Source organism: Saccharopolyspora elongata (assembly GCF_004348985.1).
Classification (GTDB): Bacteria; Actinomycetota; Actinomycetes; order Mycobacteriales; family Pseudonocardiaceae; genus Saccharopolyspora; species Saccharopolyspora elongata.
The window spans coordinates 31,322-46,527 of record NZ_SMKW01000075.1; the positions used below are offsets into that span (position 1 = coordinate 31,322).

A 15,206-nucleotide genomic window follows, 5' to 3' on the forward strand; every position below is an offset into this window, starting at 1 on the left:
GCCGTGTATTGGGCATACATCAGGAGGGGCACCCACAGTCCAGGGAGCCTCTGAGGTTCCGCTACCCGCACCGCCACGCAAAACGAGGATGGAAAAACCTCAAAATGGAAGGACGAACCGACTTGACCGACCAGAGCACGTTCACCGCGGACGAGGTCGCGATGTTCTACGACCAGCTGGAGGAGTTCTTCTCCGCCGTGCTCGGTGAGAGCATCCACTACGGGTACTGGCCCGATGGCATCGATTCGCCATCGCTGACCGACGCCCAGGACCGGTTGACCGCGCTGCTCGGGGAGAAGCTGGCGCTCGGTCCCGAGCACCGGCTGCTCGACGTCGGCTGCGGAACCGGCCGCCCCGCCACGCTGCTCGCGGAAGCCCTCGGCTGCGACATCACCGGCATCACCATCGCCGAGCGCCAGATCGAGGCGGCCGACCAGCGCGCCGCTGCCGCCGGGGTCGCCGACCGGGTGCGCTTCCAGCTCGCCGACGCGATGGGAATGCCGTTCGCCGACGACGAGTTCGACGCCGTCCTGGCCCTGGAATCCCTGCTGCACATGCCGGACAAGAAGCGCGCCTTGGCCGAGGAGCACCGGGTGTTGCGGCCCGGCGGGCTCCTGGTCATCGCCGACTTCTTCGAGACCAAGCCGCTGCCGCCGGGCACGGTGCCGGACGCAGCGGTCGACGTGCTGCCCAACCACGTGCCGCCGCCTCTGGACGAGATGACCGGCCTGGTGCGCGAGGCCGGGTTCGAGGTGACCGAGGTCCTCGACATCACCGAGCAGACCCGGCGCTCCGGCGAGGCGATCCTGGCCGCGATCGGCTCCTACCGGCCCGCGGTGGATTCGGTGCAGGGCAAGCGGATCGCCGAGCAGGTCCAGCAGGCGATTCCGCTGATCGTCGAACACGCCCAGGAGCACACCGGCTACGTCGTGCTCACCGCGCGCAAGGCGGTGTCGGCATGACCGCGGCCGAGCAGCGGTTCTGCCCGTTCGACGTGGGCGAGGAGTTCCGGCGGCTCCGGGAGGACGATCCGGTCTCCCGCATCGAGCTGCCCAGCGGAACACCGGCGTGGTTCGTCGCCCGGCACGCCGATGCCCGCCACGTCCTCACCGACGAGCGGCTCAGCAGCGTCGACGCGTCCCGGCTGATGCGGCCGGGCGCGGGCGACGACCAGGTCGCGCCGCCCGGCCCCGGGGTGCTGCTGTTCTACGACCCGCCGGAGCACACCCGGCTCCGGCGCATGCTGGCGGGGAACTTCACCGTTCGGCGGATGAACCAGCTGCGGCCGATGGTGGAGTCGATCGTCGCCGCCCAGCTCGACGAGATGGCGCGAGCCGGTTCGCCGACCGACTTCGTGCGCTCGTTCGCGCTACCGGTGCCTTCGCTGGTGGTCTGCGAACTCCTCGGTGTGCCGTACGCGGACCGCGCCGAGTTCCAGCGGCGCACCGCCGCGCAGGTAGACCTGGCAATGGGCGAGGAACACGCCGCCGCGTTGTGGGCCGAGTCGACCGAGTACATGGCGCGGCTCGTCGTCGACAAGCGCGCCCATCCCACCGACGACCTGCTCGGGCGGCTCGTCGCCGAGCACGGCGAAGAGCTCTCCGATACCGAGCTCGCCGGCATCGGCGTCTTCCTGCTCGGCGCGGGCTACGAAACCACGGCCAACATGCTCGGGCTGGGCACGTTGCTGCTCCTGCGCCATCCGGAACAGCTCGCCCGGCTGCGCGACGCCATGGGCGACGGGGCCGCGGTCGACCGCGCGGTGGAAGAACTGCTGCGGATCCTGACGGTCGTCAACAACGCGGCGATGCGGCAGGCGAAGGAAGACATCACCGTTGGTGGGCAGCTCATCCGCGCTGGGGAGTTCGTGCTCGTCTCGCTGGGCTCGGCCAACCGGGACGACGCGGTTCACGAGCGCTCCGACGAGTTCGACATCGGGCGCGCTCCCGGCGCGCACCTGGCTTTCGGCCACGGCATCCACCACTGCCTCGGCGCGCCGCTGGCGAGGCTGGAGATGCAGATCGCCTTCCCGGCGCTGCTGAAGCGGTTCCCCGCGCTGCGGTTGGCCGTGCCGTTCGACGAGATCGAGTACCTGCCGCAGTCCCTGGTGCACGGCGTGCGCGCCCTGCCGGTGGCGTGGTGAAACGGGAGACGCGATGACCAACGTCCAGCACGACGCCCCGGCGTTCCCGATGGCCCGGCCACCGGGCTGCCCGCTGGACCCACCCGCGGAGTACGGGCGGATGCGGGCCGAGGCCCCGGTGACCCCGGCGATCCTGCCCGACGGCAGCCGGACCTGGTTGATCAGCCGGTACGCCGACGTGCGCGCGGTGCTGCGCGACCCGCGGGTCAGCGCCGACCTGCGGAAACCCGGCTTCCCGATCATCTCCGCGGCCGAGCGCACCCTGGTCGACGTCGGCTTCCACCCCGGGTTCATCCGGACCGACCCTCCCGAACACGGGCAGCTCCGCCGGATGGTTTCGGCGGACTTCACCATCAGGCGCGTGAAGGCGTTGCGACCGGCCATCCAACGGCTGGTCGACGAGCGCGTGGACCGCATCCTCGACGGCCCGAAGCCGGTGGACCTGGTCGCGGAGCTGGCGCTGCCGGTGCCGAGCACGGTGATCTGCTGGCTGCTCGGCGTGCCCGTCGCCGACATCGGCAAGTTCAACGAGTGGACCCGAGCCGTGGTCGACGCCGACACGACCCCCGAGCAGACCCAGGAGGCCAACGCGGCGATCCTGGGCTACTTCGACGAGCTGATCGCGATCAAGCAGCGGGAACCGGCCGACGACATCGTCTCCCGGCTGGTCCGGCAGCACGAGGCCGGCAAGCTCACCCGGCCCGAAGTGCTCACCACCTCGATGCTGCTGCTGGTGGCGGGGCACGAGACCACCGCCAACATGATCTCGCTCGGTGTCCTCACCCTCCTGCAGCACCCGGAGCAGGCCGCCGCGCTGCGCGAGAACGCAGGCCTCGCCTCCCGCGCGGTCGAGGAACTGCTGCGCTACCTGTCGATCTCGGAGTTCGCCACCACCCGTGTCGCCACCGAAGACCTGGAAGTGGGCGGCCGGCTCATCCGCGCCGGTGACGGGATCGTGGCCCTGACGCCGTCGGCCAACCGGGACGCGACGGCCTTCCCGGATCCGGACACTGTGGACATCCACCGGAAGTCCAGGCAGCACGTCGCCTTCGGCTTCGGACCGCACCAGTGCGTGGGCCAATCGCTGGCCCGGGCCGAACTGCAGATCGTCTTTCCCACACTGCTGCGGCGAATTCCGGGCCTGCGGCTGGCCGTTCCCGCCGAGGAACTCCGCTACAAGCTCAACGAAGGCATCTTCGGCGTGCTGTCGCTCCCGGTGGCCTGGGACTGAGCCCCATGCGGGGAGGCCCGAGCTTAGGCCCGCGTCGTCACCACGCCGTCCATCGCCGACGGGCCGCGGCGTGTCGGCTTCTGCCGACTATTCCGTTGCGAAGGAGAGCATGACCGACAAAGGGAACAGCCCGTGGGTGTGGCGGTTCCACCCGCGGTTGATCTCGCCGGACTCCGTGCGCTGAGCACGGCCAGGCGCGTCGGGGCCGCGCGTCACACCGGCAGCAGAACTCGTAAGACGATTCACAACTTGGCTTGAAATTGGCCCCGAGCCTCCCTGCCGTCACACGCGGAGCACAGTTTCCGCTGGGCACAGCGCCAATCCTGTACCGAATCGGTCAAGTTCGGACTTGAACGAACTCGGCTTGAAAAGCACACCGGAGCACGTCTAGAAATGACGACACGTCATGAAAGATTGCCCGAGCAAGCGGGTATTCCAATCGGGCAGATATCTCCATCCTTTCCTGGCGGTTCCGGAGGACCATGACCGAGCGGCATGATTCCGATGGGTTCGCGGCATCTGATCGCGAGCTTCTGGATGCGGTGTGGTCGTTGAACGAGGCGGTCCCGTGGTCGTTCAGCTTCGCCAGTGATCAGCCGACCTGGATGGCCGGCCTGGACGCTTTGCTGGGCCTGCCCGGTGCGACCCGCGACGACCTCCGCGCCCGGCTGATCGAGCTCATCGGCCCCCTGATCGCGACCGCCCGCTCGGCCCCGGCCGGGGAGGTCCTTGAACAAGAACAGCGTTGCACCACGGCGACCGGGGAAGAGCGGCTGCTTCGTTCCCGCGCCCGCATGGTCGGGGACACCTGTACCGGTGGCCTGCTCGGAATCACCACCGACGTCACGCAGGGACACCAGGACCGGCAGGCGAGGGCCGACCTGGCCGCCCGTTACCGGCTCCTCGTCGAGCGCAGTCCGGACGCGATCTGGGTTCACCAAGACCGAATGGTCGTCTATTCCAACCCCGCTACCGCGCGCATGCTCGCGGCTGAGTCAAGCGCGCAGATCGTCGGTCGCCCGATCACCGATTTCATCGCCGGGCACGCGATTCCAGGCATCCAGGAACGGCTCGCGGTGCTGACGACCCCGGGCACGGCCGCGATGCCGGCAGAGGTCGAGATGAAGCGCCTCGACGGCAGCACGATTCCGGTCCAGTCGGTGGCGGTGCTCATCAACTGGGAGGGCCGGCCCGCGTTCCAGGTCATCCAGCGGGACGTCACGGCCCACCAGACGGCCGAGGTCGCGCTGCACCACCAGGCCGCACTGGTCCAGCACGTCAGCGACGCCATCATCGCCACCACCCGGGAAGGGGTGGTGACCAGTTGGAACCGGGCGGCAGCGGCCATCTACGGGAGGCCCGCCGAGCGGGCCCTCGGCCAGCACATCGGTGCGGTGGTCGGCGCGCCGCTGGATCCCGCGGCACTGCTCGCCGCTGGTGGCATCACCGAAGCGCGGCACCTGCACGCCAACGGATCCGCACTGGCCATCCGCGTCTCCGCTGCGGAGATGCCATCCGGCTTCGTCCTGGTGTGCGCCGACGAGACCGCAAGACGGCGGGCCGAACAGGACTACGCCACCGTCGTGAACGCGCTGGACGAAGGCGTCATCGTGGCCGATGCGAAGGGACTCGTCCTATCGGCGAACCCTGCAGCGGCGCACATTCTCGGAACCACCCGTGCGGAGCTCGTCGGCTCACCGCTCCAAGCCTGGCCGCTGTTCGACGAGACCGGGGCACCGCTGCCGCCTGACGCTCGCCCGTCAACGCAGACCCGCCGCACCGGAGTCCCGCAGAACGCCCGAGTGCTCGGCGCCCGGCGAAGCGACGGACGCGGCGTGTGGCTCGCGGTGGCCTCGCGATCGCTCACGCCGGACAACGACGCGCCGCACCCGGTTGTCATCTCGTTCACCGACATCACCGAGTCCCGGACCATCCGGGAACGGTTGGAGCGAGAGGCCACGCACGACCCGCTGACCGGCCTGGCCAACCGCACCTTGGTGCTCCGGCACCTCGAGTCCGCATTGCGATCCGCGCACCGAACGCGCCCTACCGGGGTGCTGTTCATCGACTTGGACAAGTTCAAGGTCATCAACGACTCACTGGGTCACGGTGTCGGCGACGAAGTACTGCGCGTTGTGGGAGAACGACTGCGGCAGCTGGTGTGCGAGGGCGAGGTGGTCGGCCGGCTTGGTGGTGACGAGTTCGTCGTCATCTCCCACGACGAGGACGATCGCAAGAAGCTCCGCTTGCTCGCCGAAGGGCTGCGCCGGAGCCTCACCGATCCGATCAGCGTGGAAGGCAGGAAACTGCATGTCGATGCCAGCATCGGGATCGTGCTGGCGCCACCCGGTGATCCCCGGACCGCCGCGGATGTGCTCCGCGACGCCGATGTGGCCATGTACCACGCCAAAACGCTCGGCCGCGGCCGAACCGCGTTCTTCGACGTGCAACTGCGTGAACGCCTGCAGCGTCACCTCCTCCTGCAGCAAGACCTCCGCGAGGCGGCGCACAAGGACGAACTCTGGATGGCCTACCAGCCCATCATCGACCTGGGCACCGGGCAGACGGTCGCAGCGGAAGGCTTGCTGCGGTGGACGCACCCGTTGTACGGCACGGTATCGCCTGCAGAATTCATTCCGTTGGCCGAGGAAAGCGACCTCATCCACGAAATCGGCGCGCACATGCTGCGCATGGCCAGCTGTGAACTCGCCGCCCACCGCACCCGGCACCAGTTCGCCCTCCGGCTCAAGGTGAACCTCTCCGCGCGCCAACTCGAGGACCCGTACCTGCACAACGACGTGCACGAAGCCCTTGCCGAAGCCGGGCTTCCCGCCAGCGCCGTCTGCCTCGAGGTCACCGAAAGCGCCCTCATGCACGACCCGACAGCGGCAGCGCAGGTGCTCAGCGACCTGCGCCGACTGGGGGTCAGGCTGGCCATCGACGATTTCGGGACCGGTTACTCCTCACTCGCCCAGCTCCAACGACTACCCCTGGACGCCCTCAAGATCGACCGATCGTTCATCACCGGGATCGATGAGAACCCCGACGCCGAGGCCATCGTGAACAGCATCATCGCCATGGCGCACGCGGTCAAGCTCACGGTCGTCGCAGAAGGCGTCGAAACCGCCCAGCAACTCGAGCTCCTCCGGCGCCTCGGCTGCGACCAGGCACAAGGCTTCTACATCGGCAAACCCGCCCCCATCGAGCAACTCCTCGACAACCGCTGGACCCCGTAGGCATTCCGGTGTCCACAGTGGCCGGAACTGTGCCCTTCCGCGCACCGGCTCGCGCTCGCACCGTCAGACGGTGCGACCGCCGCCCACCGCGTCTCCACCAGGACCGGGGCGGTTCGTGCTCTCCTGTCTGATGTGCGGACCGGGCGCGTCATGCTGCGCCCAGCAGGTGGGCGGCGTCGGTGTACTGGGCGAGTTTGGCGGGGTCCAGGTCGATGCCGAGGCCGGGTTCGTCGGGGATGGCGAGCATGCCGTCGTCGTCGAGTTGCCAGGGCCGAGCGGTGATGTCGTCGATGTACGGCGATCCGGTGACGTACTCGACGAGATCCGTGTCGGGCAGCGCGGACGCGAGCTGGAGATCGGTCGCGAGGCCCACGGCGGTGTTCCAGCCGTGCGGGATGAGCTTGACACCGTGGTCGTGGGCCGCCCAGCCGATGCGCCTCAGCTCGCTGGTGCCGCCGACCTTGGTGACGTCGGGCTGGACGATGTCGAGCGCGCCGGCCTCGATCCACGGGTGGAACGACTGCCGGCGGGTCAGCACCTCTCCACCGGAGATCGCGACGGGGGCGAGGCGGCGCAGGTGGGTGTAATCGTCAAGCGCGTCCGGAGGCAGGGGTTCCTCGAACCAGGCGACGTCGTAGTCGCGCAGCATGTGTGCGGTGCGCAGGGCCCACTTGTATCCCTGGGCCCAAGCGCTGTCGCTGCCGCCGGCGTCGACCATGAGCATCGCGTCGGGACCGATGGCCTCGCGGGCGGCGGCGACGATGCGCTCGTCGAGGCGCTCATCGGTGCGGCCGAACGGTCCCCAGCCGATCTTGAACGCCGTCCAGCCGGCGTTGCGCAGTTGGAGCAGGTGGTCGCGCAGCGGTTCGGGCTGGTCCATGAGCAGGGAGGCGTACGGGCGGACGCGTTCGCGATAGCGGCCGCCGAGGAGGCGGCCGACCGGTTGGCCGGTGACCTTGCCGAGGATGTCCCACAGCGCGGTGTCGATGCCACTGATGGCGTGTGTGATCGATCCGCCACGCCCCATCCAGAACGTGGTGCGGTGCAGCCGCTCGCTGGTGCGCTCGGGCTCCAGCGCGTTGGAACCGATGATCAGGGGACGCAGCACCTCAAGCGCGCCTCGCACCAGGTTCTCGCTGGTGAAGACGCTGCCGATGCCGATCAATCCGTCCTCGGCGTGGACGGTGACGAGGGTGTGCACCACGTCGTCCTGCGTCAGCTCCTCTTGCCAGCCTCCTTCGGGCGTCGCGCCGCGCAGTCCGGTGGCCCTGACGTCGATGATCTTCACTGTTTCCCTTTTCGCGGTGTAGTGGTGTTCTGATGCGTGGTCAGCTTCGCGGCAGGTACTGCCCTGCACGGGTGCCGAGGTGCTGTCCTTCGTGGACGACGAGCCGGCCGTTGACGATGACGTGGGGTACCCCGGCCGCGTAGCGCCCGGTGAACGCGAACGTGTCCTGTGCTGCGAGGGCCTCGAGATCGAGCACGGCGAGATCGGCGTGTGCTCCCACCTGGACGCGCCCGCGCCCGCTCAGTGCGAAGCGGTCGGCGACCATCGAGGTCATCTTCCGCACTGCCTCCTCGAGGGTGAGGGTGCCGGCCTGCAGGACGTGGTGGGCGATGTAGTGGGTGTGGCCGGTGAAGAAGAGCGGGTGGCGCGTGCGTTCGGCGAGAGGCCCGTCGGTGCGGCTGGTGAACCCGTCGACGCCGAGGCAGAACAGCGGATGGGCGATCGCCTCGGCGACGTGCTCGGGGGTGAACAATCGACCCATCAGCTGTACGGCGTGCATGTCCGCCCCGGCTGCCTGGAGGACGTCGAAGAACGCGTCCCAACAGTCCTGTCCCCGGCGCTCGGCGATCTGCGGGAAGGACAGGCCCTCCAGTTCCGGTGTCGCCGGACTGGTCGCGAGGACGACGCGGTCCCACTGCCCCTTGTGCACGAACCGCCAGTACCGGTCGCAGTCGCCGCGCAGTCGGCCCCGAACCCCGGCGTCATCCAGTAGCCGTGCGGTCTGGGCAGGACCGTCGGCGAGAATCCATCCCGGCAGCAGGCCGGTGGCGAGGCCGATGCCGTGCGGGTAGGGGGTCATGTCGGCAAGCACGTCCATCCCTGCCTTTCGCTCGGCGGCGAGTCGGCCGACCGCCTCGTGCCAGGCATCCGGCGACGCGCCGGTGTCGTGGCGAACGTTGAGATGCGACAGCTGCGCACGAAGGTCGTTGCGCCGCGCGATGGCGAGGAACTCATCCACTGCGTCGAGGAGGTGGGCGTCGCGGTTGCGGATGTGGCTGGCGTATATGCCGTCGTACCGGGAGAGCGCGGCGGCGACGCCGGTGAGCTCATCGGTGGTCGCATCACGCCCGGAGCCGTACTCCAGGCCGCTCGACATCCCGAGCGCCCCCGCGTCCATCGCCTCCTCGAGGTGTCGGACCATCCGCGTGATGCCGCCGGCGTCGGCGCCGGTACCGCGCACCTCGGCTGCATCGCGCAGAGCCGTGTGCCCGACGAACCACGCCAGGTTCTGAGACGTTCCCCCGCCGTGGCGATGCACGACGTCGAGCAGATCTGCGAAGCGGCGCCACGTGACCTCTCCGTCGTACCCGTACGCGCTCAGCGCGTTGCGGGCTGCGTCGACGCCGGCCGGAGCGACGGGTGCGTACGTGACGCCGCAGTTGCCGACGACCTCGGTCGTCACGCCCTGACGGATGGTGCTCTGGGCGTCGCGGTTGCCGAGGACCGACCAGTCGCTGTGGCTGTGCGGGTCGATGAAACCGGGGACAACGGTCAGCCCCGTGACATCGATGCGTTGCCCCGCCTCGGCGCGCAGGCCGCTCTCGACGGCGACTACTCGCCCATCCTTGACAGCGATGTCGGCCACCCGTGCGGGTGCGCCCGTGCCGTCGACGAGCTTCCCGCCGAGCAGGACGAGGTCGACCGCGGGAGCGATGACCGCGGGCATCAGCGGAGCTCCTGGTCGTGACGATCGCGCACGCGGCTGAGGAAGGCGAGCGAGATCAGCGCCCCGAAGGTGAGGTAGAACGCTGGGGCGACGTCGACGCCGGTCGATGTGGCGAGGAACGTGTTCACGAAGGGCGCGGTGCCGCCGAAGACCGCCACGCCGATGTTGTACGAGCTGGAGAACGCGGTCGAACGGACCCGAGTGGGGAACAACTCGATGAACATCGCCGCCATCGGGCCCGAGACCGTGGCGAACAGGACGACGAAGACGACCTGGCCGAGGAGGGCACCGGCGAAGGTGCCGCTGGCGACGAGCGCGAAGACCGGGTAGGTGCCGAGCGCGAAGAGCGCCATGGCGCCCATCATCAGCTTCTTGCGTCCGACACGGTCGGACAGGGCGCCCGCGGCGATGATCAGCGGCACTTCGATCAGCAGAGCTACGACGTTGGTCGTCAGGGCGTCCGCCAGCGGAAGGGCGTCGATGCCGGCCAGGAACGCCGGGAAACTGGTCGCCGTGTACCCGTAGAGGGTCACGCCGAAGACGATGCCGAGCACGAGCAACCAGTTGCGGCGCGTTGGTGCTCGCCGCTCGTCGTCGGAGGCAGGGACATCGTTCGTGCTCTGCTGATGCGAGCGAACGTCTTCGCCGAGCTCTCGGTAGGCCGGGGACTCGTCGAGCTTGAGGCGGACGAACAGCCCGATCGCCGCGACGACGCCGCCGACGAGGAACGGGACGCGCCACCCCCACGCGTCGACTGTCTGCTCAGGTATGACTCGGACGATGACGGTGGCAATGCCGGTCCCAAGCAGGAACCCGGTAACCGTCGATGCCTGCACGATGCCTGAGAACAACCCACGCCGACCAGTGCGTGCGTGCTCGAGGAGGTACGTCGCCCCGCCGGTCCACTCGGCGCCCACCGCCAGGCCCTGGATCATCCGCAACGCCACGAGCAGCGCCGGGGCGAGCAAGCCGACCGAGGCGTACGTCGGGAGCAGACCGATGAGCAGGCTCGAGACGCCGACGATCACCATCGTCAGAGCGAGCATGCTCCGACGGCCGGCACGGTCGCCGAGACGACCAAGGAAGATCGCACCGAGGGGGCGGCACACGAACCCCACCGCATACGAGGCGAGGGCCACCAGCAGCGAGACCGTCGGATCGTCCGTCGGGAAGAAAAGGCGTCCGATGACAGCGGCCATCGCGCCGTAGATCGCAAAGTCGTACCACTCGAGCACCGTCCCCAGCACCGCCGCGGTCGTGACCTTGCCCGGTACTCGATGTCCGGCGTCCGTGCGCCTCTGCCGTGCTGATGTCCCTAGCTTCATTGCCCAGCCTCTCCACGGGACTCCCTGACGAGACGCTGACAGTAGGCCGCAAATGGCAGATGGTCAACCATCGGCCATCTGCTAGGCTGAGGAGCCCAACCAAGGAGTCCTGCACGATGTCGGCACTGCCTGCTTCGCCGCCCGAGTCAAGGCGCGACTGGGTCCTGCGCAACCTGCGCGAACGCATCGCCTCGGGTGAACTCGCCGCCGGCGAAAGGCTCGTCGAGCGCGACATCTCTGCGGACTACGGCATCAGCCGGGGACCGGTCCGCGAAGCGATCATGGTCCTCGAACGAGAGGGCCTCGTCGTCTCGCACTCCTATCGCGGCGCCGTCGTCGCAGAGATCCCCCAGACGGAGATCTCCGAGATTCTCGTGCCGATCCGCCTCGTCATCGAGAAAGTGGCGTTCCGCGATGCGGCGAAGGCGGGGAACGAGGAGCTCCGCGCTGCGCTCGAGGTGATCGTTCAGCAAATGGAATCAGCGGCCCACCCGCTCGACGCTCGACGTCTCGCGGACCTCGACGTCGCGTTCCACGAGACCGTGATCGCGGCCATGCGGCACACGCAGTCGCTGCAGATCTGGCGCACGATCCAGCCTCGGGTGCGGGCATACTTCCTCCGCGACGCCCCGCACCACGACAGCCCGCACGCCGTGGTCGAACAGCATCGCGCACTCCTCGACGCCCTCAGCTCCGGCGACCCGCAACGCGCCGAGGCCGAGATCACCGAGCACATCGGCACCTACCTCGACGACTGACGGCACGACGTCAGCAGCGTGCCGCTGCGACGGCCATCAGAGTCTGCCGAGAATCCGAGGTGATCGCCGCCGCCGGGCGAGGCACTGCGCCAGCTCGGCAACGATCGCCTCGGCCTGGTCGACGTTGTCCTCGCCGAGCGCGGCGGTGACCGCTTCGCGGTGGTGCGGGCCGCGTGAGCAGGTCGGAGCGGTTTCAGGGGCGCCGGTCGTGGTCGCTCGAGTCGGCGCTCCCACGCAGCTGACGGTGGGCGCGAACATGATGATCGACCGTACGAAAGCGTTCGCCATGCTGCGCCTGCTGCCTATGAGCGATCGGGACAAATACGTAGAGGTCCTCGTCCTGCGTCATCAGATCACGGTGCTGGAACGCCAACTCGGCAAGCAAAGAACGCGATTCACCCCGAGCGATCGGGCGTTCCCGGCAGCGCTGCCCGCACCGGTTGCCCCGGGACGTGCTCCGCAAGGTGCGGTTGCTGGTCCGACCGGGATCAACCCGTCACCCCAACGGAACTCAAGTACCGACATACGAAGACGCGCGCACCCAGGACATGCCGACGTTCATCCGTTGCGCGACGCGATGTCCACGGCGCAGGTCGTTCGTCCACACCGAAGCCGCGCGAACCGTTCCTCGATCCGGTCGGCGGCGCGGCGCAGCAGCGCGGCCCGCTCGCGCACCGGGGTGTCCGCCCATCCGTTGGCCAGGGCCCGGCGAGCGGCCTGGACCGCGCGATCGACGAGCGCGGCATCCGCCTCGTGCACCCGGGCGATCAGCCGCCCCGTCGCCGGTTCGACCTGCTCGAAACCGCGATCGGTGTCGGGTTCGACGAACTGCCCGTCGACGAAGTTGCGCGTCCAGAGCCCGTGCTGTGCCGTCATGCGTTCCAATCTGACCGCCGCGCCGATAGCGATCAAATGCGCTTTTCAGCGCGAGCCATACCCAGTCCGCATAGCCGGAAGTCAAGCCGCCATGGCGCCCCGGGCGCTCCGACAACATCGTCGCGACCTGCAGCTATGCATCCACCACATGGCCCCGGACGAGATGGGCATTCGCTTCCGCCGGATCCTCGGCACATCCTCGACGCGACCCGGCGACGCTCCCTGATCCCGGCTCGTCACCACGGAGGTTCCTGGAGATGTGTTCGGCAACAACAGATCCCGGCCGCTCGACATCGCGGAACGGCTCAGTGCGGAAGGTCGCCTGGGCATCGGCGATCGGCAGCACCATCGAGTGGTACGACTTCTTCCTCTACGGCACCGCGGCCGCGCTCGTGTTCGACAGCCAGTTCTTCCCCGGGCTGGATCCCGCAGTGGGCACCATCGCCGCGTTCGGCACGCTCACCGCGGGATTCCTGGCTCGCCCGTTGGGTGGCGTGATCTTCGGCCACTTCGGAGACCGCGCCGGCAGGCGCAACACGCTGATCGTGTCCCTGCTGCTCATGGGCCTGGCCACCACGATGGTCGGAGCGTTGCCCACCTACGCCGACGTCGGCATCTGGGCTCCGGTCCTCCTGGTGCTCCTGCGACTGGTCCAGGGGATCGGTCTCGGCGGCGAATGGGGCGGAGCCATCGTGCTCACGCTCGAGCACGCCCCCGAGGACAGGAAGGGTTTCTACGGCTCGTTCCCGCAACTGGGCACCCCGGCCGGGCTCATCCTCGCCAACGGCGCGTTCCTCGGCTGCCTCGCAGTTGTCGGGAAGGAGGAATTCGTCCAATGGGGATGGCGAATCGTCTTCCTGATCAGCATCGCGCTCGTGGCCGTCGGTCTCTACCTCCGCGTGCACGTCCAGGAGAGTCCGGAGTACGTGCGGACCGCGCAGCGCAAGCAGGTCGACCGAGCACCGGCAGCGGTCGTCTTCTCTCAGCATTGGAAGCCGCTCATCCACGCGACCCTCGTCATCGTCGGCAACAGCACCGCTGCGTACATCTTCATGGTCTACGTGCTGTCGTACGGCACGACCGCGCAGAACCTGAGCCGGCCGTTCGTGCTCGGGTGCGTGATCCTCGGCTCGGCTGCATGGCTGGTGTCCGTGCCGTTCTGGGCGCGTCTCGGTGACAAGTTCGGCCTGCGGGCCGTGTTCGTGCACGGGTCGGTCATCCGCCTCGTCTGGTGCCTGGCCTTCTTCCCCATCGTCAACACCGGGAACGAGCCGATCATCCTGCTGTTCATGGTGTCGATGGGGCTCGTCCTGTCCGTGACCAACGCACCCATCGGCACGTTGACCGCGGGGTTCTTCCCCGTGGAAGTCAGATATTCCGGTGCATCGATCAGCTATCAGATCGGTTCGCTGCTCGGCGGCGGCATCACGCCGTTGGTGGCCTCCGCGCTGTTCACGACGACGCAATCGTCGTGGTCGGTGACGGCCTACCTCCTGGCGATCTCCGTGGTGAGCCTCGCGGCGTCGAACGCGATTCCGCGCCGGGATGCCGCACCAGTCCACGAAGCGAGCGCTCCGACCGAGGTGCGCTGAACCACGTCGTCGAACAACCGTTTTGGAAAGAGGGAAGATGGAACTCGTCATCCTGGGCAGCTCCGGCGGACCGCAGCCGAACCGCGAACGATCCGCTCCCGCGACGGCGATCGTGCGCGGCGACGACATCCACGTGATCGACTGCGGAAACGGCGTCGCGCGGCAGCTGGTGGCGGCGGGCCTCCGCCTGCGGAACCTTCGATCCGTGCTCGTGACGCACCACCACGTCGATCACAACGCGGATCTCGGGGCCCTGCTCCACCTGGCGTGGACCGCGGGCCTGGTCAGCCCCGTCGACGTGTGCGGACCGCCGCCGCTGGCGCGAATGGTCGAACTGCTCCTGGAGGCCGGCAGGCCCGACATCGAGCATCGCGAGCTGCTCGGCAGGCCGAAGCTCGCCGGGCTGTTGCGCCTCCGCGAAGTGGAGGAACCCGGGGTCGTCATCACCACGCCGACGATGACCATCACCGCCGGCACGGCGCTGCATCCGCCGATGCCCGCCTTCGCCTACCGGGTCGACGCCGATGACGCCTCGGTGGTCGTGTCCGGCGACACCGCCGCCTCCGAGCAGGTCGCCGAACTCGCCAGGGGCGCCGACGTCCTCGTGCACGAGGTGTACTCGCCGAACCACCTCGACCGGCTGCTCGCGGGCACGAACGCCGGGGTCGCCGAGTTGCAGCGGCACTTCGCCCGCGCGCACACCGATGCCGAAAGCGCCGGGAAGATCGCGAAGCAGGCGGGCATCCGCACCCTCGTCCTCTGGCACCTCATCCCGTACGACCTCGACGAGGACGAATGGGTCAGGCAGGCGAGCCGCCACTTCGACGGCGAGATCCTCGTCGCCCGGGACCTGATGCGGATTCCCGTCGAGTAGGGCGCCACAACCGACGCTGGTGCGGACTCCTGCCGACCTTCGGGGCATTGGCAGGAGCCCGTGGCGGCTCCGGGTTTCAGAACCATCCGCTGTTGCAGTCGAAGAAGGTCTCACCCACCCACTGGCTGGCGGATCCCCTCATCGAGGGGTTCGCACCGGGGATTGTCGTTGCACGGCTGCGTTGTCGCCACCAGCGGACCCATTCCGATCAGGCGAC

The 15,206-nt window shown here is 68.7% G+C and carries 12 protein-coding genes; 7 read left to right on the forward strand and 5 right to left on the reverse strand.

Features of this window, described 5'->3' with window-relative positions; genetic code table 11:
• The first annotated feature begins 122 nt into the window (after positions 1–122).
• The 4 genes from E1288_RS36755 to E1288_RS36770 all read left to right on the forward strand — a co-directional run bounded on the left by E1288_RS36755 (position 123) and on the right by E1288_RS36770 (position 6,610).
• Positions 123–962, forward strand: a complete 840-nt coding sequence (locus E1288_RS36755) for an SAM-dependent methyltransferase (RefSeq protein WP_165968451.1) — start codon at positions 123–125, stop codon at positions 960–962.
• Positions 959–2,143, forward strand: coding sequence for a cytochrome P450 (locus tag E1288_RS36760; RefSeq protein WP_132493300.1), 1,185 nt, complete (start codon positions 959–961; stop codon positions 2,141–2,143). Before E1288_RS36755 ends, E1288_RS36760 begins: the two co-directional genes overlap by 4 nt.
• Before the next feature lie 13 nt (positions 2,144–2,156).
• Positions 2,157–3,374 carry a cytochrome P450 gene (locus E1288_RS36765; protein WP_132493301.1) on the forward strand — a complete coding sequence of 406 codons (1,218 nt, stop codon included), beginning with the start codon at positions 2,157–2,159 and terminating at the stop codon, positions 3,372–3,374.
• A 482-nt stretch (positions 3,375–3,856) separates the two neighbouring features.
• Positions 3,857–6,610: a sensor domain-containing protein gene (locus tag E1288_RS36770; protein WP_207954758.1), complete on the forward strand. Its 2,754-nt coding sequence runs from the start codon at positions 3,857–3,859 to the stop codon at positions 6,608–6,610.
• Between the two features lie 148 nt (positions 6,611–6,758).
• Here E1288_RS36770 and E1288_RS36775 read toward each other — a convergent pair whose 3' ends face one another.
• Genes E1288_RS36775 through E1288_RS36785 form a run of 3 tightly spaced genes read right to left on the reverse strand, consistent with a single transcriptional unit; the run spans position 6,759 to position 10,889 of the window.
• Positions 6,759–7,898 carry a mandelate racemase/muconate lactonizing enzyme family protein gene (locus E1288_RS36775; protein WP_132493302.1) on the reverse strand — a complete coding sequence of 380 codons (1,140 nt, stop codon included), beginning with the start codon at positions 7,896–7,898 and terminating at the stop codon, positions 6,759–6,761.
• 40 nt (positions 7,899–7,938) lie between these two features.
• Positions 7,939–9,564, reverse strand: a complete 1,626-nt coding sequence (locus E1288_RS36780; protein ID WP_132493303.1) for an N-acyl-D-amino-acid deacylase family protein — start codon at positions 9,562–9,564, stop codon at positions 7,939–7,941.
• A complete protein-coding gene (locus E1288_RS36785) occupies positions 9,564–10,889 on the reverse strand; it encodes an MFS transporter (protein WP_235884070.1) in 1,326 nt (441 codons plus the stop codon). The genes E1288_RS36780 and E1288_RS36785 overlap by 1 nt, the downstream gene beginning before the upstream one ends.
• A gap of 116 nt (positions 10,890–11,005) precedes the next feature.
• On the opposite strand from E1288_RS36785, the gene E1288_RS36790 reads away from it, so the two are divergent.
• On the forward strand, positions 11,006–11,647 hold the full coding sequence (locus E1288_RS36790) for a GntR family transcriptional regulator (RefSeq protein ID WP_132493304.1): 642 nt from the start codon (positions 11,006–11,008) through the stop codon (positions 11,645–11,647).
• Between the two features lie 36 nt (positions 11,648–11,683).
• Here E1288_RS36790 and E1288_RS36795 read toward each other — a convergent pair whose 3' ends face one another.
• The gene (locus tag E1288_RS36795) at positions 11,684–11,881 is read right to left on the reverse strand and encodes a hypothetical protein (RefSeq protein ID WP_165968452.1); all 198 of its coding nucleotides are present in this window, start codon (positions 11,879–11,881) and stop codon (positions 11,684–11,686) included.
• Between the two features lie 324 nt (positions 11,882–12,205).
• Positions 12,206–12,523: an aldehyde dehydrogenase family protein gene (locus tag E1288_RS36800; RefSeq protein WP_207954759.1), complete on the reverse strand. Its 318-nt coding sequence runs from the start codon at positions 12,521–12,523 to the stop codon at positions 12,206–12,208.
• 308 nt (positions 12,524–12,831) lie between these two features.
• On the opposite strand from E1288_RS36800, the gene E1288_RS36805 reads away from it, so the two are divergent.
• Both E1288_RS36805 and E1288_RS36810 read left to right on the forward strand, forming a co-directional pair.
• Complete coding sequence (locus E1288_RS36805) at positions 12,832–14,115, forward strand: MFS transporter (protein WP_165968453.1); 1,284 nt, start codon at positions 12,832–12,834, stop codon at positions 14,113–14,115.
• Positions 14,116–14,152: 37 nt separating this feature from the next.
• Positions 14,153–14,989, forward strand: a complete 837-nt coding sequence (locus tag E1288_RS36810) for an MBL fold metallo-hydrolase (RefSeq protein ID WP_165968454.1) — start codon at positions 14,153–14,155, stop codon at positions 14,987–14,989.
• The last annotated feature ends 217 nt before the right edge of the window (positions 14,990–15,206 follow it).